The sequence below is a fragment of the Streptomyces sp. CHD11 genome (genome assembly GCF_018638295.1).
Classification (GTDB): Bacteria; Actinomycetota; Actinomycetes; order Streptomycetales; family Streptomycetaceae; genus Streptomyces.
In genome coordinates, this window is the sequence record NZ_JABTTS010000017.1 from 80,602 (window position 1) to 104,006 (window position 23,405).

Sequence of the window (23,405 nt, forward strand, 5' to 3'; positions counted from 1 at the left end):
AAGTGTGTCGCTTCAGCGCAGGCGCTGGCTGATGACCTTGGACACGCCGTCGCCCTGCATGGAGACGCCGTACAGCGCGTCGGCGACCTCCATGGTCCGCTTCTGGTGCGTGATCACGATCAGCTGCGAGGCCTCCTGCAGCTCCTGCATGATCCGGATCAGCCGCTGGAGGTTGGTGTCGTCGAGCGCGGCCTCGACCTCGTCCATGACGTAGAACGGACTGGGCCGCGCCTTGAAGATCGATACGAGCATCGCCACGGCGGTCAGCGACCGTTCCCCGCCCGAGAGCAGCGAGAGCCGCTTGACCTTCTTTCCGGGCGGACGCGCCTCGACGTCCACGCCCGTGGTGAGCATGTTGTCGGGGTCGGTCAGCACCAGCCGGCCCTCGCCGCCCGGGAACAACCGGGAGAAGACGCCCTCGAACTCCCGCGCGGTGTCCCGGTAGGCCTCGGTGAAGACCTGCTCGACGCGTTCGTCGACCTCCCTGACGACCTGGAGCAGGTCCGCGCGGGTCTTCTTCAGGTCCTCCAGTTGCTCGCCGAGGAACTGGTGGCGTTCCTCGAGCGCCGCGAACTCCTCCAGGGCGAGCGGGTTGACCTTGCCGAGCTGCTGGTATGCGCGCTCGGCGGCCTTCAGGCGCTTCTCCTGCTCGGCCCGCACGAAGGGACGGGGCCTGTTGCGCGGGTGCTCCGGGTCCTCCGGCAGCTCTTCGCCCTCGGCGGGGGGCGAGGGCGGCACCAGCTGGTGCGGGCCGTACTCCGACACCAGTCCCCCCGGCTCGACACCCAGTTCCTCCAGCGCCTTGGTCTCCAGTTGCTCCATCCGCAACCGCTTCTCGGCTCCCAGTACCTCGCCTCGGTGAACTGAATCCGTCAACTTGTCGAGTTCCGCCTTGAGATCGCGCCCCTCGGTGCGGGCACGGGCGAGTTCCTGCTCACGGCGGGCCTTGGCTGCCTCGGCCGCTGCGCGCTCCCGGTCGGCGCGGGCGAGGGACACCTCGACGTGGGCCAGCAGCTGCCGGGCGCCGGAGGCCACGGCGCCGGCGACGGCCGCCTCGTGGCGCAGCCGGGCGCGGCGCTGTTCGGCGCGCGCGCGTGCCTCGCGCTCCGCGCGGGCGGCGCGGTCGAGGGAGTCGGCCCGTCCGGCCAGCCCCTTGACCCGCTCCTCGTGCGTACGGGCCTGGAGTCGGGCCTCCATCTCGGTCTGGCGGGCGTTGGCCCCGTCGGCGGCGAGCCGGTCGCGCACGGAGGTGTCGGGCTCCTCCTCGTACGGCATCTCCTCGGCGACCTCGAGCCGTTCGGCGAGTTCCCCGGCGTCCGTGAGTGCCTTCTCGAGGGCGTCCTGTGCGCGGGCCGCGGCGGCGCCGGCCCGCTCGGCCTCGCCCGCGGCACCGCGCGCCTGTCCGGCGAGCCGGCCGAGCTGCTGGGCGACGGAGGACTTCTCCCGGTCGGCCGCCCGGCGGCGCTCGCCGAGCTCCTCGACGAGGGCCGCGCACTCCCGGCGCCGTCCGGCCGCGGCCTCCTGCGCCCCGGTCAGCTCCTCGCACCGCAGGTCCAGTTCCGCGAGTTCGGCGGCGGCCTCGTCCACGGACGCCTGTACTTCCAGCAGGCTGGGGGCGCCTGCCGAGCCGCCGTGGGCGAAGTGGGCGCCGAGAAGGTCGCCTTCGGCGGTGACGGCGGTGAGGCCGGGGCGGATGTAGACGAGGTCCTCGGCGTCCTCCAGGGTGTCGACGACGACGATGCCCGCCAGGAGCCGTCGTACGGCCGCCATGATCTCGGCGGGGCCGCTCACGAGACGCTCGGCGGGGAGGACGGTGACGGAGGGTTCGGCGGCTGCGGGTCCGTCGGTGCTGGTCGCGCGGTTCCCCGCGCCCCCGCGGGGTGCTGCCGCGAGGCCGGGGCCGACGGAGGCACCGCCGGCCGAGGACGGACGATCCGCGGAGGGATCAGCGGATGCGGGCCTGCCGTGACCGGGCACGCAGTTCCCCGCGCCCCCAGGGGCTGTTGCCTCACCGGCGTCGTGGGTGTCGGGGCCCGAGACCAGGAGGGCGGCTCGGCCCGCGTCCTGTTTGCGCAGCAGCCGGATCGCGTCGGCCGCGGCGGACGGTGAGGTCACCGCCAGGGCGTCCGCCGCCGCGCCGAACGCGGCAGCGAGCGGGACCTCATAGCCGGGCGTCACCGTCAGGAGTTCCGCGGCCGGGCCCAGCAGTCCGGTGAGGCGGTCCCGTGCGCCCAGCAACGCGCCGGTGCCGTCCCTGCGGCGCAGACCGAGGGCGAGGGTCTCGTGGCGGGCCCGGGTCGCGGCGCGTCCGCGTTCCGCCGAGGTGATGGCCTCGCGCGCGGTGGTGAGGGCGGTCTCGGCCTCGGCGAGGCGCTGCTTCGCCGTGTCGTGCCGCTCGGCGAGTTCGGCGTCGCCCGCGTCGAGGCCGTCGACCTCGCTCCGGAGTGCCTCGTACTCCTCCTGCGCGGCGACGGCCCGCTCCTGGGCCTCGTCCCGCGCGGCGGCCAGCCGCTCGATCTCGGCCTGGGCCGCAGCGGCACGTGAGCGGGCGGCGCCCACCTGTCCCCTGAGCCGGGCGAGCCCTTCCCGCCGGTCGGCGATGGCCCGCGCCGCGTCCTTGAGGCGCCGTTCCTCCGCGGCGAGTTCGCGTTCCAGTTCCGCGCGGTGGGCGACCGTGTCCTCCAGGGCGCGTTCGGCCGCCTCCAGGGCGGCCTCCAGTTCGGCCTCCTGCTCGCGGACACGGGCGGCCTCGCGCTCCATGTCCTCGGGGTCGCGCCCGCGCCGCTCCTCGGGGGGCGCGGACGTCGCGCTCTTCACCCGTGCGTCGGCCAGCGAGATGGTGCCGCGCACCCGCTCGGCCAGCTGGGAGAGCTCGTACCAGATCTGCTGGGCGTTGTGCAGCCGTGGACTGAGCCGCCGCACCTCGGCCTCGAGAAGCGCCTCGCGCTGGAGGGCCTTGCTCAGCTCGGCCTCGGCGGCCTCCCTGCGCTGCTTGAGCGCGGCCTCGTCGGCGATCTCGGCCTGCAGCGCCTCGCGCAGCCGTACCAGGTCGTCGGCGAGCAGGCGCAGCCGCGCGTCGCGCAGATCGGCCTGGATGACGGCGGCCCGCCGGGCGACGGCGGCCTGGCGGCCGAGCGGTTTGAGCTGTCGCCGGAGTTCGTCGGTGAGGTCCTGCACACGGGCGAGGTTGGCCTGCATCGCGTCCAGCTTCCGCAGCGCCTTCTCCTTGCGCTTGCGGTGCTTCAGGACGCCGGCCGCCTCCTCGATGAAGGCGCGGCGGCCCATGGGGTCGGCGTGCAGTACGGAGTCGAGCTGGCCCTGGCCGACGATGACGTGCATCTCGCGGCCGATGCCGGAGTCGGAGAGCAGTTCCTGGATGTCGAGGAGACGGCAGGTGTCGCCGTTGATCTGGTACTCGCTGCCGCCGTTGCGGAACATGATCCGCGTGATGGTGACCTCGGCGTATTCGATGGGGAGCGCCCCGTCGGAGTTGTCGATGGTCAGCGACACCTCGGCGCGGCCCAGCGGCGGGCGGCCGGTGGTGCCGGCGAAGATGACGTCCTCCATCTTGCCGCCACGCAGCGACTTGGCGCCCTGTTCGCCCATGACCCAGCTGAGGGCGTCCACCACATTGGACTTGCCCGAGCCGTTCGGACCGACGACGCAGGTGATCCCCGGCTCGAACCGGAGCGTGGTCGCGGAGGCGAACGACTTGAAGCCGCGGAGGGTCAGGGCCTTGAGGTGCACGCACCCGGACTTTACCGGCCGGGCAGGTCTCACTTTCATGAACGCACGGTTTCGCGGGTGAACGCGCAGGGCACATCACACGTTGAAGACGGTGAAAGGATGCGCGGGACAACAATCACCGTGCGCCGTGCGCGGGGGCGTGGGCGCCGGGGCGGGGCCCGGAGGCGGGAAAGAAAGAAGGGACGCCGGGGCGTCCCTTGCCATTCTGACTGCTTGGCGGTGGTGACGGGCGGGCCCGACCACTGCTGGTGCTGTTCGAGGAGCGGTGCAGTGATCAGGTGAGCGCAGGCTCCGCCTGGTGTGCGTCAACGCTCTCCATGATCCTGTCGTGAGAAGCGGCAGCCGCCAGCGCGTCCTTCTCCGCCTGGATCCGTCCGAGCTCGGATTCCAGGTCCTGGACGCGCTGCTGGAGCCGTCGCATCTCGGCGAGGAGTCGCGGGTCGGAGCCGCCGACGTAACCGAGAAGCGCCTTTGCCATGATGGATGGTCCTCCACAATGAGTGACCGACCGATGCGGTGTGGGTCGTGAGGGATGAGCACCCGCGGTGCTTGGCAGGCCTGGAGTTGTACTGCCGTTCAGCCATGCCAAACAGCTGGGGTGCGCGGGGTTTTCAGCGTCTCACCAAAAAGTTTGAGGGTCAACACGATCACGCCCCGTATTGGCGGACAACCGGGTGCGCACGGCCGGTGAGCGGCGGCATCGCGGGTCCTCGGGACGTGGCGGTCATCCTGGCCTCCGACGCGTCCCGTGGCAAGCCGTTCTCCGCAATCACCAGGACGTTTATATCCGCGGGGCCGGTCACGACGGGCCCCCTGGCCCCCGGACCCCCGGCTCCGGAGGGCCGGATCAGCGGATGGCGAAGGCCTCGTAGCCGCCACGGGGTGTGTCCCAGATCTCGGTGACTCCGTCCACGCGTCCGGGCGTGTCGCCGGTCTGCAACCAGTCGAGCAGCCTTTCGCAGCGCTCACGAGAGCCCTCGGCGACCACCTGGACCCTGCCGTCGCCCAGATTGAGAGCGAAACCCCTCAGGTCGCCGATCTCCAGCGCCTTGGCCCGGGTGAACCAGCGGAAACCCACCCCTTGGACACGCCCCCGCACCCAGGCGACCAGTCGCACATCCTCGCTCATGCCCGCAACCTAACCGCACAAAGTCACACCGGGCACTCCGCCCCTTGGTGCCATGCGGTACCGTCCCGACCCATGAATCTCATATGAAACTCACTCGTTGGTGTGAGTTTTGTGATCATCGAGTTTCGGACTGGTCGCGAGGACGAGTCGACCGCAGGACGAGGGAAGGCCAGGACATGGGACGCCACCGACGCTCCGCCGCCGGCCGCGCCGCCACGGGCCGCGCCGCCGGAGCCACCCACCACGAACACCCCTACGAGGTCGGTACGGACTCCCTGGCCGACCTGGCGGACGGTCCGCCCACCATGGGCACCGCGCCGTACCTCAACCCGGAGGCCTACGCCGAGACGTACGCGAGGAGCGAGGCGTACCTCTACGCGCCGGACGAGGCCGCCGCGTACTCCGCCGACGCCGACTTCACCCGCGGTGGCTTCCCGGGCGGCGACTTCCCGAGGGTCCAGGACCGCCCCGGCCATGCCTTCGCCGGTGACAGCGCCCCCGTCCCGGACGACGGCTTCGCCACCCGCGTCAGCTACGCCACCCGGGAGGAGTCCACCTCCGCGCGGGGCTTCGCGTCCACCGACGGCTTCGCCGCCGACGAGATCGGACGGCCCACGAGTGCGCACCGGCGCCGGAAGAAGAAGGCCGCGACCCCGGTGCGCACCGGTCTGCTCGGTGTCTCCGCCGCCATGGCCATCGGCACGGTCGCGGTGGCCACCGGCGCGATCCCGGGCCTGGAGAACTACAAGCTCGGCGGCGACAGCGCCCCGGGTGAGGAAGTGCAGGCCGGGGATCTGGCGACCAGCCTGCCCACCGAGCAGGGCGGCACCTCCGGCCCCGCGGAGTCCCCCGGCCGGGACGCGGGCAGCCCGGCGAGCCGTGACTCCGACCGCTCCGCCCCGCCGGCCCGCTCCGAGCCGTCCGCGACGCCCTCCACACCGGACACGCGGCCGAAGACCCCGGAGAAGACCGAGCCGGAGAAGGAGAAGCCCGCGGTGACGCCGGAGCGGACCGCGGAGAGGGGCGCGGAGAAGGCGCCCTCCCGCAAGGCCACGCCGGAACCGGAGAAGAAGACCAACAACCCGGGGCCCGTGTCGGCGGAGGCCGCCGCAGGTGCCGAGGTGCTCCGGCTGGTCAACGCGGAGCGGGCCAAGGTGGGCTGCAGCCCGGTCGCCGCGAACAGCGCGCTGACCGATCTGGCCACGGCGTTCAGCGACGACATGGCGAAGCGCGGCTTCTTCGACCACACCGATCCCGACGGCGACAGCCCGTGGGACCGCGCCCAGACGGCCGGCGTCAGCGGCCTCGGCGGCGAGAACATAGCCCGGGGCCAGGCCGACGCGGAGGCCGTGATGCAGGCCTGGATGGACAGCCCCGGCCACAAGGCGAACATCCTGAACTGCGACTTCAAGACACTCGGCGTGGGCGTCCACATGGGCCCGGGCGGCCCGTGGTGGACACAGAACTTCGGCTACTGAGCAACTCCGCGGCAGGGACCGGGGCAAGACCCGGGGCATCCGCGACCCCGGTGTCCTCCGCCGCCCCCGGGGTCGTCGGCGTGGGCCTCGTCGCTCCGGGGCATGTCATGAGGCCGAGTGGGTGATCACTCTGCCTCGGCCCCCGCATGAACTAACCACGAGTTAGCGCAACCCTTGGGAACGCGCTGTTCTGCAGTAGTCTGGGAGCATGACGACCACGGAGCGGGGCCCGGAGGAGCAGGATCTTGCCTTCAGCGTGTTCGCCAAGGCGTGTCCCTCGCGCAGGACGCTGGAGCATGTGACCGGTCGCTGGGGCGGACTCACCCTGGGTGCGCTGTACGAGGGCTCGCTGCGGTTCAACGAACTGCGCCGGCGCGTCGACGGGGTGAGCGAGAAGATGCTCTCCCAGACGCTGCACGCGCTGGAGCGCGACGGCCTGGTGCACCGTGAGGCCCAGCCGACCAACCCGCCCCGCGTGGACTACGAACTGACTCCGCTGGGACGTGAGGTGGCGGAGCGCCTGCTGTCCCTCATCCACTGCGTCGAGGACAGCATGGACACCGTGCTCCGGGCGCGTGAGCGCTACGACGAGACGCGCGGCGCCCGCTGACACCTCGGGCAGTGGTAGCTGGACCGGTTCATCCACGCCCGCCGGCGCATCGGCGTACCGCAGCGGCGGCAGGGCAGGCCCTCGCGGCCGTAGGCGTCCAGGGAGCGGTCGAAGTAGCCGGACTCGCCGTTGACGTTGACGTAGAGGCTGTCGAAGCTGGTGCCGCCCTGCGAGAGCGCGGCGTTCATGACGTCCCGGACATGGCCGAGCAGGAGCTGGGTGCGCGGGCGGGTGAAGCCGCCCGTCGGGCGGTCGTAGTGGACCCGGGCGCGCCACAGCGCCTCGTCGGCGTAGATGTTGCCGACGCCGCTGATGAGCGACTGGTCGAGCAGGGCGCGCTTGATGGTGGTCCGCTTGCGGCGCAGAGCGTGGTGGAAGGCGTCGTCGTCGAAGAGCGGGTCGAGGGGGTCCCGGGCGATGTGCGCGATGACGTCGGGCAGGCCGTCGGGGGTGTTGTCGTGGAGCGAGAGACCACCGAAGGTGCGCTGGTCGACGAACCGGAGTTCGGTGTCCAGGGCGTCGGTGAAGCGGACGCGGACCCGCAGGTGTTTCTCGTCCGGGGCCGAGTGCGGCTGGACCAGCAGCTGACCGCTCATGCCGAGGTGGGCCAGCACGGACTGGCCGGTGTCCTCCAGCGGCAGCCAGAGGTACTTGCCTCGGCGGCTGGGCACGCCGACGCGGTGGCCCTTGAGCCGCTGCCCGAAGTCCTCCCCGCCGGCGACATGGCGGCGCACCGCGCGCGGGTGCAGCACCTCGGCCTCGGCGACGGTCCGGTGGGCAACCCACCGCTCGAGTCCGCGCCGTACGACCTCGACCTCGGGCAGCTCGGGCATGGTCTCCTCCAGCATCCGGTGTGTCCCCGTGTCCCAGGGCTGTCCGGCGCGCCTTCCCCGGCTGTGGGAAGGGCGCGGGCGGCGCCCGGGGCCCGGCCGGCGGCGGCCGGGCTCCTGTGCTCGGCCGCCGCGCCGGGCGGGCCCCTGTGCGGGGAGCGCCTCGCCGGTCCTGCCGGAGCCGGCCCGGCCAACGGCCCGGCTCCGCTCGCTCCCGGTGTCCCGCGGCCGTGTCCGCCGGGCAGGACCCGCGCCGAGCGCCCGTCCCGGGACCGGGACGGGCGCTCGGGTCGTGCTTTCCTTCAGGCGGAGGCCGACGGAGCGTCGACTTCCTGGCTGCCGGAGGCTTCGGCTTCGGCGGCCTGGACGACCTCCTCGGCCTCGGCGGCAGCCTTGGCCCGCTCGTCCGCCGCGGCGCGGATGGACCGCCACGCGGACTCGGCGGCCTGCTGCTCCGCCTCCTTCTTGCTGCGGCCGGTGCCGGTGCCGTACGAGACGCCTCCGACGCGGGCGGCAGCAGTGAAGGTTTTCTCGTGATCCGGGCCGGTCTCCGTGACCAGGTACTCGGGAACACCGAGTCCCTCGGTCGCGGTGAGCTCCTGGAGACTGGTCTTCCAGTCCAGGCCGGCACCGAGGTTCGAGGATTTCTCGATCAGGGGATCGAACAGGCGGTGCACCAGCTCCGCCGCCGCGTTCAGGCCCTTGTCGAGATAGACGGCGCCGATCACCGCTTCGAGGGTGTCGGCGAGGATGGATGCCTTGTCCCGGCCTCCCGTGCCCTCTTCACCACGGCCGAGCCGGATGAAGGAGCCCAGTTCCAGCCCGCGGCCCACTTCCGCCAGCGCACGCGAGTTGACCACCGCGGCCCGCAGCTTGGCCAGCTGGCCTTCGGGCAGATCGGGGTGGGTACGGTACAGCGTGTCCGTGACGACGAGGCCGAGCACGGAGTCCCCGAGGAACTCCAGCCGCTCGTTCGTCGGAAGACCGCCGTTCTCGTACGCGTACGAACGGTGGGTCAGCGCTCGCACCAGAAGGGCGGACTCGACGTCGTAGCCGAGCCGCCCTTCCAGAAGCGTGTGGGACGAGGCCTGGTTGTCCGCAGAGTTCTTCTTCGGCGTGGACACAGTGCCTCTCACCAGCCGCTCAGACCTCGAGGACCTGGCGCTTGTTGTAAGTGCCGCAAGACGGGCACGCGATGTGCTGCAGCTTGGGCTCGTGGCAGCGCTCGCACGCAACCAGGGTGGGGACCGCAGCCTTCCACTGCGACCGGCGGTGGCGCGTGTTGCTGCGCGACATCTTCCGCTTCGGAACAGCCACGGCTACTTCTCCTGCTTCTCGTCGACGCCCGGTTCGGCGCCGCTCATCTCGTCCTTCTCGCCGTCCGGCATGGTGCCGGCGAGTCCCTGCAAAGCCGCCCAACGAATATCGACGGCGTCATGGTGGTGTTCCGGGTCGTCAGCGAGCCGCGCTCCGCACTGGGAGCACAGACCCGGACAGTCTTCCCGGCACACCGGCTGCATCGGCAGTGCGAGCACCACCGCGTCACGCAGCACCGGCTCGAGGTCGAACAGGCCGTCCTCGAGAAAGAGCCTGTCCTCGTCGTCCTCGGCGTCGTCGCCCGGTTCCGCGGTCACGCGGCCCCGGTCGTCGGCGTCAGGGTACGAGAACATTTCCTGGAAGTCCGCTTCGAGCTCCTGCTCCAGCGGCTCCAGACACCTTACGCACTCCCCCTCGGCCTTGGCACGGGCGGTGCCTGTGACGAGCACACCTTCCATGACCGACTCGAGCCGGAGTCCGAGCTCTACCGGGGCGCCTTCCGGCACTCCGATGACCCCTGCGAGACCGAGATCCCGGGGAGCGTCGACCGTACGGTTCAGGCGCTGCAGCGCGCCAGGACGCCGCCCCAGTTCGTGTGTGTCGAACACGAGGGGGTTGCGGTGGTCGAGGCGGGCGTTCAGGGCCATTCCAGCTTCCGGTCTTCGAACTCAGGGGTAGCGCTGCGGTACGGGCATCCCGGGCAGCGCGGATCGCGGGCGTATACGCGGACAGCGCAAGCGCACACGCGACCGAAGAGCCAGGATACTGGACCTTTCGCTCATGGCCCAATCCGCCCCTACAGACCCCGCTCGCGCTCGTAGGCGCGCAGCTGTTCCGGCGTGATCATGCTGGTGTCGAAGAGGCTGGTCTCGTCCAGTGCGTAGCCCTGCTGGCCCTGCTGACCCTGGTGCGACTGCTGGGGCTGCTGGGGCTGCTGCTGTTGTGCCTGGTTCGGGTCGTACGCCTGCTGCTGGACGTCGTAGCCCTGGTACGCGGCGTAGGGGTCGGCCTGCTGGTAGCCGTACTGGTCCTGCTGACCGCCGTACTGGTCCTGCTGACCGCCGTACTGCTGCTGATAGTCGGCGTAGGGGTCCGGCTGCTGCTGGTAGCCGTAGGAGGCGGGCTCGGGCTGGGCGTACGGCTGCTGGGGCTCCTGCCGCGGCGGCTCGGGCTGCCTGGGCGGGGCCTCCTGGTCGGGAATCGAGGCGAGGCCTGCGAGGTAGTCGGCGTCACTGGAGTGCTGGACGGACGTGAGGTCGTCGCCGAGGGCACCGAGGTCGTCGGAGGCGAGCCGGCCGTGCAGCTTCTGCCGGCCCCGGCCGACCGCGTCCAGGGTCTTGGCCAGGACCGCCTCGAAGGCGCCCAGCTTGACGTCCACGTACTCGTCGGCGCTGCGGCGCAGGGTCTCGGGGTCGTGGCTGCGCTCGGGCGCGTCCTCGTCCTCGTAGCCCTGCTCGTCGAGACCCGGTCCCGTACCGAGCAGCTTCTCCCGGCCGCGGCCGACGGAGCCGATGGTCTTGGTGAGGACCACTTCGAAGTTGGCGAGCTTGGAGTCGACGTACTCGTCGGCCTCCGCGCGGACCTCCTCCGCCTCCTTGCGGGCCTCGGCGAGGATCCGGTCGGCCTCGGACCGGGAGCGGCGGGCGATCTCGGTGTCGGAGATCAGGGAGCCGCGCTGGGCGTGGGCGCCCTCGATGATCCGCTCGGCCTCCTGGCGGGCCTGCTCGACCATCTGCTCCCGGCCGCCGATCAGTTCCCGGGCCTGGGCGAGGGAGTCGGGCAGCGCCTCGCGTACCTCTTCGAGCAGCGCGAGCAGGTCGGCGCGGTTGACCACGCACGAGGCCGACATGGGCATCGACCGGGCACCGGAGACCGCGGCGACGATCTCGTCGAGCTTCTTCTGCACGTCCACCGTGTGCTCGCCACTCTCTACAGCTGTGTTGGAGACGGACGGGACGACTGTACGACCCCGGGGCGCCCGGTGGACACCGGCCTGTCGACAGCCCTGGTCAGCCCTTGCGCAGGCGCTCGGTCAGCCCTTGCGCAGGCGCTCGGTCAGTCCTTGCGCAGGCGCTCGGTGAGGGCCGTCAGGACCTCCGGCGGCACCAGGTGCGCCACGTCGCCGCCCCAGGCCGCGACCTCCTTGACGAGCGAGGAGGACAGGAAGCTGTAGGTGGGGTTGGTGGGGACGAAGAGGGTCTCCACGCCCGACAGCCCGTTGTTCATCTGGGCCATCTGCAGCTCGTAGTCGAAGTCGCTCACCGCGCGCAGGCCCTTGACGATGGCGGGGATGTCGCGCTGCTTGCAGAAGTCGACCAGGAGACCGTGGAAGGCCTCGACACGGACGTTGCCGAACTCGGCGGTGACCCGGCGGATCAGGTCGATCCGCTCCTCGATCTCGAACAGCCCTTTCTTGGACTGATTGATCATCACCGCGACGTAGACCTCGTCGTACAGCCGGGAGGCCCGGGCGATGATGTCGAGGTGTCCGTTGGTGATCGGGTCGAATGACCCGGGGCATACGGCGCGGCGCACTGTTGATCCCTCGCTCTCCGGTCCGGTCATCGTGCGTCTTCGCACGTAGAGGCGGCGCGACCGTACCAAAAGGTTCCCTCGCCGTAGCGACGGGCCCGGATGGCCTCGAAGCCGGGCGGCCAGGCGAATGCCCCGCCTCTGGTGCTGCGCTCCACGGTGACGAGGGCGTCCGGCGTGAGCCAGCCCCCCGAGCGGAGTGTGAGCAGGATCTCGCGAAGATCGTCGTCCGACTCGGCGTACGGCGGGTCGAGGAAGACGATGTCGTACGGCTCCCGCGGGGGTGCCCCGCGGATGATCTGTTCCGCTTTGCCGGATCTGACCTCGGCGCCGGGGAGTCGGAGCGCCTCCACGTTCTCCCGGACCGTGCGGACGGCGCGGGCGTCGGCCTCGACGAGCAGGACGCCTCCGGCACCCCGGGACAGTGCCTCCAGACCCACAGCGCCGGAACCGGCGTACAGATCGAGGACGCGTTCGCCGTCCAGCGGGCCGCCGAGCAGCGACTGCCAGGTGGAGAAGAGGCCCTCGCGCGCCCGGTCGGAGGTCGGGCGGGTGCGGTTTCCCGGCGGGACGGCCAGGAGGCGTCCGCCGGCCTTGCCGGCGATCACGCGGGTCATCTGGGTTCCTTGGTCGTGGGATGTATCGGTTCAGTCTGGCAGGCCGGGGCGGCGGCCGCTCGCGTGGTGAACGGCCGCCGCTGCGCCGCGACGGCTCCCGCGCTTCCCCCGCCCTGCGGGACGGCCGCGGCTCAGCCCTTCTCCAGGTACTGCTCCCGTTCCTCGTCCAGCAGCGCGTCCAGAGCGGTGCGCAGGGCGGGCAGGTGCTCCAGTTCCGGATCGGCGGCGACGACCCGCGTGGCCTCCTCGCGGGCCTCGGCGATGATCTCCTCGTCCTCGATGACGGCGAGCATGCGCAGGCTGGAACGGGTGCCGGACTGGGCCTGGCCCAGCACATCGCCCTCGCGGCGCTGCTCCAGATCGATGCGGGAGAGCTCGAAGCCGTCGAGGGTGGAGGCGACGGCACCCAGGCGCTGCCGGGCCGGGCTCGCCTCCGGCATCTCGGTGACCAGCAGACACAGGCCGGGGGCCGAGCCCCGGCCGACGCGGCCGCGCAGCTGGTGGAGCTGGGAGACGCCGAAGCGGTCGGCGTCCATGATCACCATCACGGTGGCGTTCGGCACGTTGACCCCGACCTCGATGACGGTCGTGGCGACCAGGACGTCCGCGTCGCCGGCGGTGAAGCGGCGCATGACGGCGTCCTTGTCGTCGGGCTGCATGCGCCCGTGCAGCACCTCGACCCCGAGCCCTCGCAGCGGGCCCTTGGCGAGCTGGTCGGCGATCTCCAGGACGGCGAGCGGGGGCCGCTTCCCGGCCTCGTCCTCGGGGGGCTTCCTCCTGCCGCCCCTGGGGTCGTCCTCCTCGTCACCGATGCGCGGGCAGACCACGTACGCCTGATGACCCTTCTCCACCTCCTCGCGGACCCGCTCCCAGGCGCGGGCGAGGAAGTGCGGCTTGTCGGCGGCCGGTACGACATGGCTGGCGATCGGCGAGCGCCCGGCCGGGAGCTGGTCGAGGACGGAGGTCTCCAGATCGCCGAAGACCGTCATCGCGACCGTGCGCGGAATGGGGGTGGCGGTCATCACGAGCAGGTGCGGGGGTTGCCTGCCCTTGCCGCGCAGGGCGTCACGCTGCTCCACACCGAAGCGGTGCTGCTCGTCCACCACGACCAGGCCCAGGTCGTGGAACTGCACCTTGTCCTCGATCAGCGCGTGGGTGCCGATGACGACGCCGGCCTCACCGGTGGCCAGGTCGAGCAGGGCCCTGCGGCGGGCCGCGGCTCCCATGGAGCCGGTCAGGAGCACCACCTTGGTCGCGTCGTCCGCGCCCCCGAGCATGCCTCCCTCGGCCAGTTCGCCCATCATCTCGGTGACCGATCTGTGGTGCTGCTGGGCGAGCACCTCGGTCGGCGCCAGCATCGCCGCCTGCCCGCCCGCGTCGACGACGGCGAGCATGGCGCGCAGGGCGACCAGGGTCTTTCCGGAACCCACCTCCCCCTGGAGCAGGCGGTGCATGGGGTGTTCGGCGGCGAGGCCGGCGAAGATCTCTTCGGAGACCTTCCGCTGGCCTTCGGTGAGGGTGAAGGGGAGACGGTCGTCGAAGGCGGTGAGCAGGCCGTCGGGCTTCGGGCGGCGGGCGACGGCGGGGAGCTGCGCGTCCGCGTGGCGGCGGCGGGCGAGAGCGGTCTGGAGGACGAAGGCCTCGTCCCATTTGAGGCGGGCCCTGGCGCCCTCGGTGTCCGCCGGGGTGTGCGGGCGGTGGATCTTCAGCAGCGCCTCGGGGAGCGGGAGCAGTCCGCGGTCCTCGCGCAGGGAGTCCGGGAGCGGGTCGAGGGCCTCCTGGGCGCTGGGCAGCACCGTCTGGAGGGCCTTGCCGATCTTCCAGGACTCCATCTTGGCGGTGGCGGGGTAGATCGGGATGAGCGCGCCGGCCCAGGTCTCGACCGTCTCCTCTGCATCGCCGCGCAGCAGCTCGTAGGCGGGGTGGGCGAGCTGGAGACGACGGTTGAAGACGGAGACCTTGCCGGCGAACATCGCGTGCGTGCCCGGCAGCAGTTCCTTGTGCGGTTTGTGGACACCGGCGCCGAAGAAGACCAGTTGCAGCCGTCCGCTGCCGTCCGTGATGGTCACCTCCAGGCGCTGCCCCTTGCCGCGGGGGGCCTTGGCGGAGGCGAAGGTGTGCAGACGGGCGTCGGCGACCTGGGCGACCACGGTGACGTGCTCGTCCATGGGGAGCTCGGCGAGGTGGGTGAGCCGGCCGCGCTCCTCGTACCGGCGGGGGTAGTGGTGGAGCAGGTCGCCGACGGTGTGCAGGCCGAGATGCTCGGCCATCACCTTCGCGGTGGCGGGGCCGAGCACCTTTTTCAGGGGTTCATCCAGTGCGGGCACGAGATCCATTGGACACCACGGCACTGACAACGCGTGGCCGCGGGACACCGGTTTCGGCCGGGTGTCCGGCCGTGGCCCCGGGTGATCCCGTTCACGCGTTCGAGGCAACGGGTGCCGGCGGTGTCGAGCGGCGCTCCGATGTGCCGTGCCCGATGTCCGGGACACCTGACAGCGCCGGCCCGGAGGCCCGGGCGCCCGCCGACGTCTCCGGCTGCCGAGAGGCAGCCGCCCGGTCCGGGGGTCCGGGAGCGGGCCTCGCGGTCCCGCGCGTCAGCACGCACGGCCGCGTACCGGGAGACGACGCCACCGGCTACGACCACCGCGACGGGCGGGTCGCGGGCGGCGGTCACTCGACGCCGATCAGCAGCACGGCACCCTGTCTGCCCCCGTGGTAGACCACCGTGTCGACGGCCAGATGCCCCGCACGGACCCTGCCCTCCAGATGGGCGGCGACGGACTCGGGGGCGTCGTCGCCGAGGACCAGGGTGACCAGTTCGCCGCCGCCCGCGAGCATGCGGTCGAGGACGGCTTCGGCGGTGGCCGTGACGTCCTGGCCGATCACGGCGACGTCCCCGTCGACCAGACCGAGGATGTCCCCGGCCTGGCAGATGCCCGCCATCGTCCAGGACTGCCGCTCCGCCACGGTCACCTCGGCGTAGCGGGTCGCGCCCGCCGCCGATGTCATCGACACCACGTCCTCGTCGAAGCGGCGCCCCGGTTCGTGCACGGCGAGCGCGGCGATGCCCTGGATCGCGGAACGGGTCGGGATCAGGGCCGCCCTGACGCCTTCGGCCCGGACCTGCTCGGCCGCCGCGGCGGCGGTGTGGCGCAGCTCCGCGTCGTTGGGCAGGAGCACGACCTCGCGTGCGTGCGCCCGGCGTACGGCCTCGACGAGCTCGCCGCTGGCGGGCGGCTCCCCGGGGCGCGCGAGCACGGTCGTCGCACCCGCCTGCGTGTACAGCTCCGCCAGGCCCTCACCGGGCACCACGGCCACCACGGCCCGCTCCGCACGCTCGCCCGGTGCCCGCCCGGCCCCGGTGGTGTGGACGTCCCCGGCACCGAAGTGGGTGATCCGGATCCGGTACGGCCGCCCGGCCTCGACGCCGGCCTCCACGGCGGCGCCGGCGTCGTCGACATGCACATGGACGTTCCACAGCCCGTCGCCGCCGACCACGACGAGCGAGTCGCCCAGCCGGTCGAGCCGCTCCCGCAGCCGCGCGACCGCCGTGTCCCCGGCCTCCAGCAGGTAGATGACCTCGAAAGCGGGTCCTTCGGACTCCGGTACGGCAGCGCCGTCCGCGCACCCGGCCGCGTCGCGGTGCGGGCCCGCACCGGCGTCCACGCGCGCGTGGAGGTCGCGCGGCGTCTCCCCGGTGAACGTCGCGACGAGTGCCGCGAGCACCGCCACCAGCCCTCTGCCGCCGGCGTCCACCACGCCCGCGCGGCGCAGGACCGCCAGCCGGTCCGGTGTCTCGGCCAGCGCCGCCCGAGCGCCCTCGTGGGCCGCCCGGGCCACCGCGCCGCAGTCCCCCTCCGCCGCTCCGGCGGCGTCGGCGGCGGCCGAGGCGACGGTGAGGACCGTGCCCTCGACGGGGTGTGCCACCGCCTGACGCGCGGAGTCGGCCGCCTGTCGCAGGGCGAGCCGCAGTCCCCGGCCGTCGGCCCGGCCCGCGGTCTCGTCACCGGCCAGCACCTGGGCCATTCCGCGCAGCAGCTGGGCCAGGATCGTCCCGGAGTTCCCGCGGGCGCCGATCAGTGCCCCGTGCGCCATCGCGTGCACCGCGTCCGCCAGGGTCGGCCCCGGCCCGGGTCCGGGGCCCGGATTCCCGCCGGCCTCGTGGCCCTCGAACACCGCCTCCACCGCGGCGGCCGCCGACTCGACCGTCAGATAGAGGTTGGTGCCGGTGTCTCCGTCCGCCACGGGATAGACGTTGATCGCGTCGATCTCTTCCCGGGCCCGTCCCAGCGCATCGAGCGCGAGACCGCACCAGGAACGCACCGCGAGAGCATCGAAGAATGTCTGCGGCACCTGCGCCACCTGCGCCTCCCTGAGCTGCCGACCGTGGCACGCAGCGTAGACCTCGGGGCCCTGTCCACCGGAAGAGGGAGGCGGCCGGGCCTCTGAGCTGCCATGGTAGTTTCGTGTCACGGGTGCAGCCGTTGTATGCTGCTCCGGTTGCCCGATCCGATCGGGCCTCTCCCCCTGGCAACGCCACTCAGATTCCGCAAGGCTCCCCGGAGCCTGGATTTTGATCCCGGCATGCCGGGATCAACCGTAAGTGCATCTGAAGTCTTTGGAGTGACCCGTGGCTGCCAACTGCGACGTCTGCGGCAAGGGGCCGGGCTTCGGCAACAACATCTCGCACTCGCACCGCCGTACGTCCCGCCGCTGGAACCCGAACATCCAGCGTGTACGTACTGTGGTCGGCGGGACGCCGAAGCGCGTGAACGCCTGCACCTCGTGCATCAAGGCCGGCAAGGTCTCGCGCTGACGCATTCGCTGAGCGCGCGGCCATACCGGTTTCGCCGCAACGGCCGGCCCACTTCGGTGGGCCGGCTTTTTGCTGTGCGGCGGTGCGCTCGCGGGGGCCGTGGTGGGGTGGCGTGGTGGGGTGGGCCGGGGGTGGTGTGCGCAGCCCGGCGCGTGCGGGGCGCCTCCCCCGCTCCCGGCTCCGCTCGAACGGGGAGAGGCACGACTGCCCCCGAGAGCGGCAGGGGCACAGGTGATCGGGACGCGTGGGCACGGGGGCCAGACCGGAACCACGCGACGCGCGGGCATGGGGTCAGGGGGATGCGGGCCGTAGGTTCCAGGCGTGGCGCACCGGGCCTATGCCGGTGCCCAGGGGGAAGCCCGCGGCTATCGCTCCGGTGACGTACGCCTTGGCCGCCGTCGCCGCCTCCGGCACGGTGCGGCCCTTCGCCAGTTCCGACGCGATCGCCGAGGCCAGGGTGCAGCCCGTGCCGTGGGTGTGGCGGTTGTCGTGCCGGGGGGCGCGCAGCCAGTGTTCCTCGGAACCGTCGGTGAGCAGATCCACCGCGTCACCGGACAGGTGGCCGCCCTTGATCACCACCCAGCGCGGTCCGAACTCCAGCACCGCCCGCGCCGCCACGCGCAGGCCGGACTCCGACTCGACCCGTACGCCCGTCAACTGCGCCACCTCGTCCAGGTTGGGCGTGGCCACGGTCGCCACCGGCAGCAGTCTGGTCCGTACGGAGTCCAGCGCGGAGGCCGCCAGCAGGGAGTCCCCGTGCTTGGAGACCCCCACCGGGTCGACCACCGCCGGCGCGTCCGTGCCGGCGATCAGGTCGGCCACCGCCTCCACGAGTTCCGCGGAGGACAGCATGCCGGTCTTGACCGCCCGCACCCCGATGTCGTCGACGACGCTGCGGTACTGGGCCCGCACCGCCTCCACCGGCAGTTCCCAGGCGCCCTGCACACCGAGGGAGTTCTGCGCGGTGACCGCGGTGAGCACACTCATGCCGTGCACGCCGAGCGCGAGCATCGTCTTCAGGTCGGCCTGGACGCCGGCGCCGCCGCCCGAGTCGGAGCCGGCCACGGTGAGGACCCCGGGCGGGGCGGTAGGGCCGCTCATGACTCGATGTCCCCGAAGTGGTCCCAGCCGCCCTGGCTGGTCCAGGGCGCCCCGTCGACCGTCACCTGGGGCAGCGCCGAGGGGTTGAGCACCTCGCCGATCACCTTCCAGCGGGCGGGGAGTTTCACGTCCGGCGGGAAGGTGGCCACGATCGCGTGGTCCTCTCCCCCGGTCAGCACCCACTGCATCGGGTCGACGCCGACGGCCTGGCCGATGTCGTTCATCTGCGACGGGATGTCCACCGCCCCGGAGCGGATGTCGATGCGGACCTTGCTGGCCTCCGCGATGTGCCCGAGGTCGGCGATCAGCCCGTCGCTGACGTCGCACATCGCGGTGGCGCCGAGCCCGGCGGCGGCCGGTCCCGCGTGGTACGGCGGCTCGGGGCGCCGGTGCGCCTCCACGAAGGCGCGCGGCGAGCGGAACCCGCGCGAGAGCACCGCGTGTCCGGCCGCGGACCAGCCCAGCCAGCCGGTCACCGCGACGAGGTCACCGGGCTGTGCTCCGCCGCGGGTGACGGGCTCCTGGTTGCGCAGATCGCCGAGCGCGGTGATCGACACCATGATCGTGTCTCCGCGTACGACGTCTCCGCCGACGACCGCCGCCCCGGCCACCTGGCACTCGTCGCGCAGGCCGTCCATCAGCTCGCTCGGCCAGGTCACCGGCAGTTCCGCCGGGACGACGAGGCCGAGCAGCAGCGCGGTCGGCACGGCGCCCATGGCGGCGATGTCGGCCAGGTTCTGCGCGGCGGCCTTGCGTCCGACGTCGTAGGCCGTGGACCAGTCGCGCCGGAAGTGCCGGCCCTCCAGCAGGATGTCGGTGCTGGCCACGACCCTGCGGTCGGGCGCGGAGACCACCGCGGCGTCGTCGCCGGGTCCGACCCGGACCGCCGGGGTGGTGGTGAGACGGGAGGTGAGCTCCCTGATGAGCCCGAACTCACCGAGCTCACCAACAGTGCCCTTCATTACCCTTTCGCCCCTTCTGTACCTGTCCGTGCCCGGTCGCGAGGCTCCGAAGTCCTCGCTACGGTCGATATGACCGTCAACTTCTCTCGTGCCTGTACCCCGGCGCGCAAGGCCCGGTTCCCGCAGGTCTCCCCGCGGCGAGCGGCGACGCGATACCGTGGCGTTCCTTTTCCCCACATGATCCTCGTGGCCGCCCTGGAGGTTCCGTGGTACAGGCGTACATCCTGATCCAGACCGAGGTCGGCAAGGCGTCGACCGTCGCCGAGCTGATCGGCAAGATTCCTGGAGTCATCCAGGCCGAGGACGTGACCGGACCGTATGACGTGATCGTGCGTGCCCAGGCCGACACCGTCGACGGGCTGGGCCGCATGGTGGTTGCCAAGGTCCAGCAGGTGGACGGCATCACCCGCACCCTGACCTGCCCGGTCGTCCATCTGTAGCCCCCGTCTACCCTGTGCCGGTGAACTCCTTCCGTCACCGGCGAACCGTACTGTCCGCCCTCTCCGCGCTCGCGGTGCTGATCACCGCCGTGGGCTGTTCCTCAGCAGACGACAGCGCGTCCGCGGCGGTTCCCGACCCGGACGCGAAGGTCACCCAGTTGTGTCAGGACCTGGACAAGGCCCTGCCGGCGAAGGTGGACGGTGAGAGCCGCGACGATCCCGAACCCGCGTCCGAACTGACCGCGGGCTGGGGCGGCGTGGCGATCATACTGCGGTGCGGCGTCGAACGACCCCCGAAGATGGCCGATCCCGAGGTGGCCAACGGGGGCGACGCCGACGCGGTGCCGGGCGGGGTGGACGGCGTGGACTGGCTCATGGAGCGGCGGGACGACGACTTGTACCACTTCACCACCGCCAACCGCGAGGCCTATGTGGAGGTCCGGGTGACCGACGGGCGGGACAGCACGGGGGTCCTGATCGATCTCGCCCCGGCCGTGAAGGAGGCGATCCCCGAGGGGATCGCCTCCTGAGACACGCGCGAGGGCACGCACGGACCGTGAACGTGCGTCCGCCGCTCAGCGCAGTCCGGTCGGCCGGCGCAGTGCCGCCTGCACCAGCCGGTCCACCAGCTCCGGGTAGCTCACCCCGGTGGCCTGCCACATCTGCGGGTACATCGAGATGGGGGTGAAGCCGGGCATGGTGTTGATCTCGTTGATCACGAACTCGCCGTCCTCGGTGAGGAAGAAGTCCGCGCGCACCAGTCCCTCGCAGGACGCCGCGTCGAACGCCTCGACCGCGAGCCGGCGCACCTCGGCCGTCTCCTCCCCGGTGAGCGGCGCGGGCACGATGCCGGGCGTGGAGTCGATGTACTTGGCCTCGAAGTCGTAGTACGCGTGCGCGTCGGGCGGCGGGATCTCGGCGGGCACCGAGGCGCGCGGGCCGTCCTCGAACTCCAGCACGCCGCACTCGATCTCGCGGCCGCGCAGTGCCGCCTCCACCAGGATCTTCGGGTCGTGCCGCTGCGCCTCGGCGATCGCCTCGTCCAGGCCGGAGAGGTCGTCGACCTTGGTGATGCCGATCGACGAACCCGCGCGGGCGGGCTTCACGAACAGCGGCCAGCCGTGCTCCCCGGCGAAACCGATGATCTTCTTGCGGGCCGCGGACTCGTCCTGCTCCCACTCGCGCGGCCGGATCACCAGGTACGGGCCGACCTTGAGCCCGAAGGAGGTGAACACGCGCTTCATGTACTCCTTGTCCTGGCCGACGGCGGAGGCGAGCACGCCCGAGCCGACATAGGGGACGCCGGAGAGTTCGAGGAGGCCCTGGAGGGTGCCGTCCTCGCCGTAGGGGCCGTGCAGCACCGGGAAGACCACGTCGACCTCGCCCAGCGCCTTGGGCACCGAGCCCGGCTCACTGTGCACGACCTCACGGTCGGCGGGGTCCACGGGGAGCACCACGGCGCCTTCCGTGGACTCGGCGATCTCGTCCACGCTGGGGGTGCGGCGGTCGGTGATCGCCATGCGTTCCGGCTCGTCGGCGGTGAGCGCCCAGCGGCCGTCCTGGGTGATGCCGATCGGCAGGACGTCGTACCTGGTCCGGTCGATGGCGCTGAGGACGGCGCCGGCGGTGACCACGGAGATCCCGTGCTCGGAGCTGCGCCCGCCGAACACGACGGCCACACGCGGCTTGCGGGGCGGCTGCTGTCCGGGGCTCTGGGGGAGGTTCTCGGTGCTCATATCGCGATGAGAGTACCCGCTGGCACAGCCGGGAGTCAGTGCCCGCAACGCCGCGCGTGGGCCGAACGGCGGGGGTCCTCGCTCAGCGTCGTTCCGGCTTCGCGCTGCGCGACATGAGCTCCTTGACGGCGACCACCGGGGGCTTGCCCTCGTGCACGATGGCGACGACCGTCTCGGTGAGCGGCATGTCGACGCCGTGCCGGCGGGCCAGATCCAGTACCGACTCACAGGACTTGACGCCCTCGGCGGTCTGCTTGGTGACCGCGATGGTCTCCTGCAGCGTCAGTCCCCTGCCGAGGTTGGTGCCGAAGGTGTGGTTGCGGGAGAGGGGCGAGGAGCAGGTGGCCACCAGGTCGCCCAGGCCCGCGAGTCCGGAGAAGGTCAGCGGGTCGGCGCCGAGCGCGACGCCCAGCCTGGTGGTCTCGGCGAGGCCGCGGGTGATGAGCGAGCCCTTGGTGTTGTCGCCGAGTCCCATGCCGTCCGCGATGCCGACGGCCAGTCCGATCACGTTCTTCACCGCGCCGCCCAGCTCGCAGCCGATGACGTCGGTGTTGGTGTACGGGCGGAAGTACGGGGTGTGGCAGGCGGTCTGCAGCCGCTGGGCCACCGCCTCGTCGGTGCAGGCGACCACGGAGGCGGCGGGCATCCGGGCGGCGATCTCCCGGGCCAGGTTGGGGCCGGTGACCACGGCGATGCGGTCGGTGCCGACCTTGGCGACGTCGTCGATCACCTCGCTCATCCGCATGGCTGAGCCGAGTTCGACGCCCTTCATCAGGGACACGAGGACCGTCCCGGGCGCGAGCAGCGGTGTCCACTCGGCGAGGTTGCCGCGCAGCGTCTGCGAGGGCACGGCGAGGACGGTGAAGTCGGCGCCCTGCGCGGCCTCGGCGGCGTCCGCGGTGGCCCGCAGGTTCTCCGGGAGTTCGACGCCCGGCAGGTAGTCGGGATTGGTGCGGGTGGAGTTGACCGCTTCGGCGACTTGGGGACGCCGTCCCCACAGCACCACGTCGCAGCCCGCGTCGGCGAGGACCATGCCGAAGGCCGTCCCCCATGATCCGGTGCCGAATACGGCCGCCTTGACCGGCTTGCTCACGTGCCCAGCCCTTCTTCCCTCACGGTGGGCGCGGCGTCCCGCGTCGGGTCCTGCCGCGTCTGCCTGTGTGTCTTGCCGCGCTGCTCGATCCGCTCCCGGCGCGGGTCGTAGGGCGTCTCGGGGGCCTTCTCGCCGCGGATCAGCTCGAGTTGGCGGGTGACGGCCGCCATGATGGCCTCCGTCGCCTCTTTCAGCAGTTCCGGGGTCATCTCCCGGTCGTAGAAGCGGTCGAGGTCCACCGGTGGTCCGGCGAGCACCCGGCTGGTCTTGCGCGGCAGCAGGCTGGGCTTCCTGGCGTAGGGCGGCAGCAACTCGTTGGCGCCCCACTGGGCGACCGGGATCACGGGGCACCTGGTCTGCAGCGCGACGCGCGCGGCACCTGTCTTGCCGGTCATGGGCCAGCCGTCCGGGTCCCGGGTCAGGGTGCCCTCGGGGTAGAAGGCGACGCATTCGCCGCGTTCCACCGCCTCGATCGCGGCGCGGAAGGCGCTGAGCGCGTCCGAACTCTCGCGGTAGACGGGGATCTGGCCGGTGCCGCGCATCGCGGTGCCGATGAATCCCTTGTTGAAAAGCCCGCTCTTCGCCAGGAATCGCGGAACGCGTCCGGTGTTGTACTGAAAGTGGCCGTAGGCGAAGGGATCGATGTGCGAATTGTGGTTCACCGCGGTGATAAAGCCGCCCTCGGCCGGAATGTTCTCCATTCCGCGCCAGTCCCGCTTGAGCAGAACCACCAGCGGAGGTTTGGAGATCACCGCGGCGAAGCGGTACCAGAAGCCGATTCTGCGGCGCGGCACGATTACACCTTCCTCTTCCGACCTTGTCGCATGACAGGCCCAGCGCCCGGACCCGGGGGCCGGACGGGCCGCACAAGTGTCGCCCCGAGCCGCCGGTCTGTCGAGAACACCGTACGCCCGCCCGTCTCCCACCACCGCCCTCGCAAGGAGCTTCGCACCCCTCCCCCGGCCCCGTTCCCACCCCGTGCTCCGGGTGACAA

22 protein-coding genes are annotated in these 23,405 nt (G+C 71.9%); 5 read left to right on the plus strand and 17 right to left on the minus strand.

All coding sequences use genetic code 11. The features are described from left to right. Nucleotides 1-12 precede the first annotated feature (12 nt). The 3 genes from HTV45_RS18835 to HTV45_RS18845 all read right to left on the minus strand — a co-directional run bounded on the left by HTV45_RS18835 (nucleotide 13) and on the right by HTV45_RS18845 (nucleotide 4,876). Nucleotides 13-3,747 carry an AAA family ATPase gene (locus tag HTV45_RS18835; RefSeq protein ID WP_215206984.1) on the minus strand — a complete coding sequence of 1,245 codons (3,735 nt, stop codon included), beginning with the start codon at nucleotides 3,745-3,747 and terminating at the stop codon, nucleotides 13-15. Between the two features lie 274 nt (nucleotides 3,748-4,021). Continuing rightward, nucleotides 4,022-4,225, minus strand: coding sequence for a hypothetical protein (locus HTV45_RS18840; RefSeq protein WP_215206985.1), 204 nt, complete (start codon nucleotides 4,223-4,225; stop codon nucleotides 4,022-4,024). A 369-nt stretch (nucleotides 4,226-4,594) separates the two neighbouring features. Beyond that, nucleotides 4,595-4,876, minus strand: a complete 282-nt coding sequence (locus HTV45_RS18845; protein WP_215206986.1) for an acylphosphatase — start codon at nucleotides 4,874-4,876, stop codon at nucleotides 4,595-4,597. A gap of 176 nt (nucleotides 4,877-5,052) precedes the next feature. Between HTV45_RS18845 and HTV45_RS18850 the strand changes: the two genes are divergently transcribed. Further along, nucleotides 5,053-6,354, plus strand: coding sequence for a CAP domain-containing protein (locus HTV45_RS18850; RefSeq protein ID WP_215206987.1), 1,302 nt, complete (start codon nucleotides 5,053-5,055; stop codon nucleotides 6,352-6,354). Nucleotides 6,355-6,562: 208 nt separating this feature from the next. Further along, nucleotides 6,563-6,964, plus strand: a complete 402-nt coding sequence (locus HTV45_RS18855) for a helix-turn-helix domain-containing protein (protein WP_215206988.1) — start codon at nucleotides 6,563-6,565, stop codon at nucleotides 6,962-6,964. On the opposite strand, the gene mutM is transcribed toward HTV45_RS18855, so the two are convergent. The 9 genes from mutM to HTV45_RS18900 all read right to left on the minus strand — a co-directional run bounded on the left by mutM (nucleotide 6,937) and on the right by HTV45_RS18900 (nucleotide 16,625). Next, entirely contained in the window at nucleotides 6,937-7,797 is an 861-nt protein-coding gene (mutM, locus tag HTV45_RS18860; protein WP_215207023.1) for a bifunctional DNA-formamidopyrimidine glycosylase/DNA-(apurinic or apyrimidinic site) lyase, read from the minus strand. The two genes, HTV45_RS18855 and mutM, sit on opposite strands and share 28 nt — an antisense overlap. A 299-nt stretch (nucleotides 7,798-8,096) precedes the next feature. Continuing rightward, nucleotides 8,097-8,918 (minus strand): ribonuclease III, encoded by an 822-nt coding sequence (gene rnc / locus HTV45_RS18865; protein WP_215207024.1) that lies wholly within the window; start codon nucleotides 8,916-8,918, stop codon nucleotides 8,097-8,099. A 19-nt stretch (nucleotides 8,919-8,937) separates the two neighbouring features. After that, a complete protein-coding gene (gene rpmF, locus HTV45_RS18870; RefSeq protein ID WP_007493396.1) occupies nucleotides 8,938-9,111 on the minus strand; it encodes a 50S ribosomal protein L32 in 174 nt (57 codons plus the stop codon). Between the two features lie 2 nt (nucleotides 9,112-9,113). Continuing rightward, nucleotides 9,114-9,758, minus strand: a complete 645-nt coding sequence (locus tag HTV45_RS18875) for a DUF177 domain-containing protein (protein WP_215206989.1) — start codon at nucleotides 9,756-9,758, stop codon at nucleotides 9,114-9,116. Nucleotides 9,759-9,907: 149 nt separating this feature from the next. After that, nucleotides 9,908-11,023 carry a cell division initiation protein gene (locus HTV45_RS18880; RefSeq protein WP_215206990.1) on the minus strand — a complete coding sequence of 372 codons (1,116 nt, stop codon included), beginning with the start codon at nucleotides 11,021-11,023 and terminating at the stop codon, nucleotides 9,908-9,910. Between the two features lie 143 nt (nucleotides 11,024-11,166). Continuing rightward, the gene (gene coaD / locus HTV45_RS18885) at nucleotides 11,167-11,646 is read right to left on the minus strand and encodes a pantetheine-phosphate adenylyltransferase (protein WP_215207025.1); all 480 of its coding nucleotides are present in this window, start codon (nucleotides 11,644-11,646) and stop codon (nucleotides 11,167-11,169) included. Nucleotides 11,647-11,672: 26 nt separating this feature from the next. Beyond that, a complete protein-coding gene (gene rsmD, locus HTV45_RS18890) occupies nucleotides 11,673-12,260 on the minus strand; it encodes a 16S rRNA (guanine(966)-N(2))-methyltransferase RsmD (protein WP_215206991.1) in 588 nt (195 codons plus the stop codon). 131 nt (nucleotides 12,261-12,391) lie between these two features. Further along, on the minus strand, nucleotides 12,392-14,596 hold the full coding sequence (gene recG, locus HTV45_RS18895; RefSeq protein ID WP_215206992.1) for an ATP-dependent DNA helicase RecG: 2,205 nt from the start codon (nucleotides 14,594-14,596) through the stop codon (nucleotides 12,392-12,394). 337 nt (nucleotides 14,597-14,933) lie between these two features. Continuing rightward, entirely contained in the window at nucleotides 14,934-16,625 is a 1,692-nt protein-coding gene (locus tag HTV45_RS18900) for a DAK2 domain-containing protein (RefSeq protein ID WP_215206993.1), read from the minus strand. Between the two features lie 268 nt (nucleotides 16,626-16,893). Here HTV45_RS18900 and rpmB point away from each other — a divergent pair, with 268 nt between their 5' ends. Then, a complete protein-coding gene (rpmB, locus tag HTV45_RS18905; protein WP_003993230.1) occupies nucleotides 16,894-17,079 on the plus strand; it encodes a 50S ribosomal protein L28 in 186 nt (61 codons plus the stop codon). Between the two features lie 291 nt (nucleotides 17,080-17,370). Here rpmB and thiD read toward each other — a convergent pair whose 3' ends face one another. After that, entirely contained in the window at nucleotides 17,371-18,180 is an 810-nt protein-coding gene (gene thiD, locus HTV45_RS18910) for a bifunctional hydroxymethylpyrimidine kinase/phosphomethylpyrimidine kinase (protein WP_215206994.1), read from the minus strand. After that, nucleotides 18,177-19,142 carry a thiamine-phosphate kinase gene (locus tag HTV45_RS18915; protein ID WP_215206995.1) on the minus strand — a complete coding sequence of 322 codons (966 nt, stop codon included), beginning with the start codon at nucleotides 19,140-19,142 and terminating at the stop codon, nucleotides 18,177-18,179. Before HTV45_RS18915 ends, thiD begins: the two co-directional genes overlap by 4 nt. A gap of 206 nt (nucleotides 19,143-19,348) precedes the next feature. Between HTV45_RS18915 and HTV45_RS18920 the strand changes: the two genes are divergently transcribed. Then, a complete protein-coding gene (locus HTV45_RS18920; RefSeq protein ID WP_103543226.1) occupies nucleotides 19,349-19,582 on the plus strand; it encodes an Lrp/AsnC family transcriptional regulator in 234 nt (77 codons plus the stop codon). 20 nt (nucleotides 19,583-19,602) lie between these two features. After that, on the plus strand, nucleotides 19,603-20,112 hold the full coding sequence (locus tag HTV45_RS18925) for a DUF3515 domain-containing protein (protein ID WP_215206996.1): 510 nt from the start codon (nucleotides 19,603-19,605) through the stop codon (nucleotides 20,110-20,112). 45 nt (nucleotides 20,113-20,157) lie between these two features. Here the strand turns inward: HTV45_RS18925 and HTV45_RS18930 are convergent, their stop codons facing one another. The 3 genes from HTV45_RS18930 to HTV45_RS18940 all read right to left on the minus strand — a co-directional run bounded on the left by HTV45_RS18930 (nucleotide 20,158) and on the right by HTV45_RS18940 (nucleotide 23,205). Continuing rightward, nucleotides 20,158-21,318 (minus strand): D-alanine--D-alanine ligase family protein, encoded by a 1,161-nt coding sequence (locus HTV45_RS18930; RefSeq protein ID WP_215206997.1) that lies wholly within the window; start codon nucleotides 21,316-21,318, stop codon nucleotides 20,158-20,160. An 82-nt stretch (nucleotides 21,319-21,400) separates the two neighbouring features. Continuing rightward, nucleotides 21,401-22,411: an NAD(P)H-dependent glycerol-3-phosphate dehydrogenase gene (locus HTV45_RS18935; protein WP_215206998.1), complete on the minus strand. Its 1,011-nt coding sequence runs from the start codon at nucleotides 22,409-22,411 to the stop codon at nucleotides 21,401-21,403. Further along, nucleotides 22,408-23,205, minus strand: a complete 798-nt coding sequence (locus HTV45_RS18940; RefSeq protein ID WP_215206999.1) for a 1-acyl-sn-glycerol-3-phosphate acyltransferase — start codon at nucleotides 23,203-23,205, stop codon at nucleotides 22,408-22,410. The genes HTV45_RS18935 and HTV45_RS18940 overlap by 4 nt, the downstream gene beginning before the upstream one ends. Between the last annotated feature and the right edge of the window lie 200 nt (nucleotides 23,206-23,405).

Coding starts and splice junctions, on each gene's coding strand:
- HTV45_RS18930 (WP_215206997.1), bottom strand. CDS start 21,318: ATGAGCACCGAGAACCTCCCCCAGAGCCCCGGACAGCAGCCGCCCCGC.
- HTV45_RS18875 (WP_215206989.1), bottom strand. CDS start 9,758: ATGGCCCTGAACGCCCGCCTCGACCACCGCAACCCCCTCGTGTTCGAC.
- HTV45_RS18850 (WP_215206987.1), top strand. CDS start 5,053: ATGGGACGCCACCGACGCTCCGCCGCCGGCCGCGCCGCCACGGGCCGC.
- recG (WP_215206992.1), bottom strand. CDS start 14,596: ATGGATCTCGTGCCCGCACTGGATGAACCCCTGAAAAAGGTGCTCGGC.
- rsmD (WP_215206991.1), bottom strand. CDS start 12,260: ATGACCCGCGTGATCGCCGGCAAGGCCGGCGGACGCCTCCTGGCCGTC.
- HTV45_RS18840 (WP_215206985.1), bottom strand. CDS start 4,225: ATGGCAAAGGCGCTTCTCGGTTACGTCGGCGGCTCCGACCCGCGACTC.
- thiD (WP_215206994.1), bottom strand. CDS start 18,180: ATGAGCGGCCCTACCGCCCCGCCCGGGGTCCTCACCGTGGCCGGCTCC.
- HTV45_RS18855 (WP_215206988.1), top strand. CDS start 6,563: ATGACGACCACGGAGCGGGGCCCGGAGGAGCAGGATCTTGCCTTCAGC.
- HTV45_RS18915 (WP_215206995.1), bottom strand. CDS start 19,142: ATGAAGGGCACTGTTGGTGAGCTCGGTGAGTTCGGGCTCATCAGGGAG.
- HTV45_RS18845 (WP_215206986.1), bottom strand. CDS start 4,876: ATGAGCGAGGATGTGCGACTGGTCGCCTGGGTGCGGGGGCGTGTCCAA.
- mutM (WP_215207023.1), bottom strand. CDS start 7,797: ATGCCCGAGCTGCCCGAGGTCGAGGTCGTACGGCGCGGACTCGAGCGG.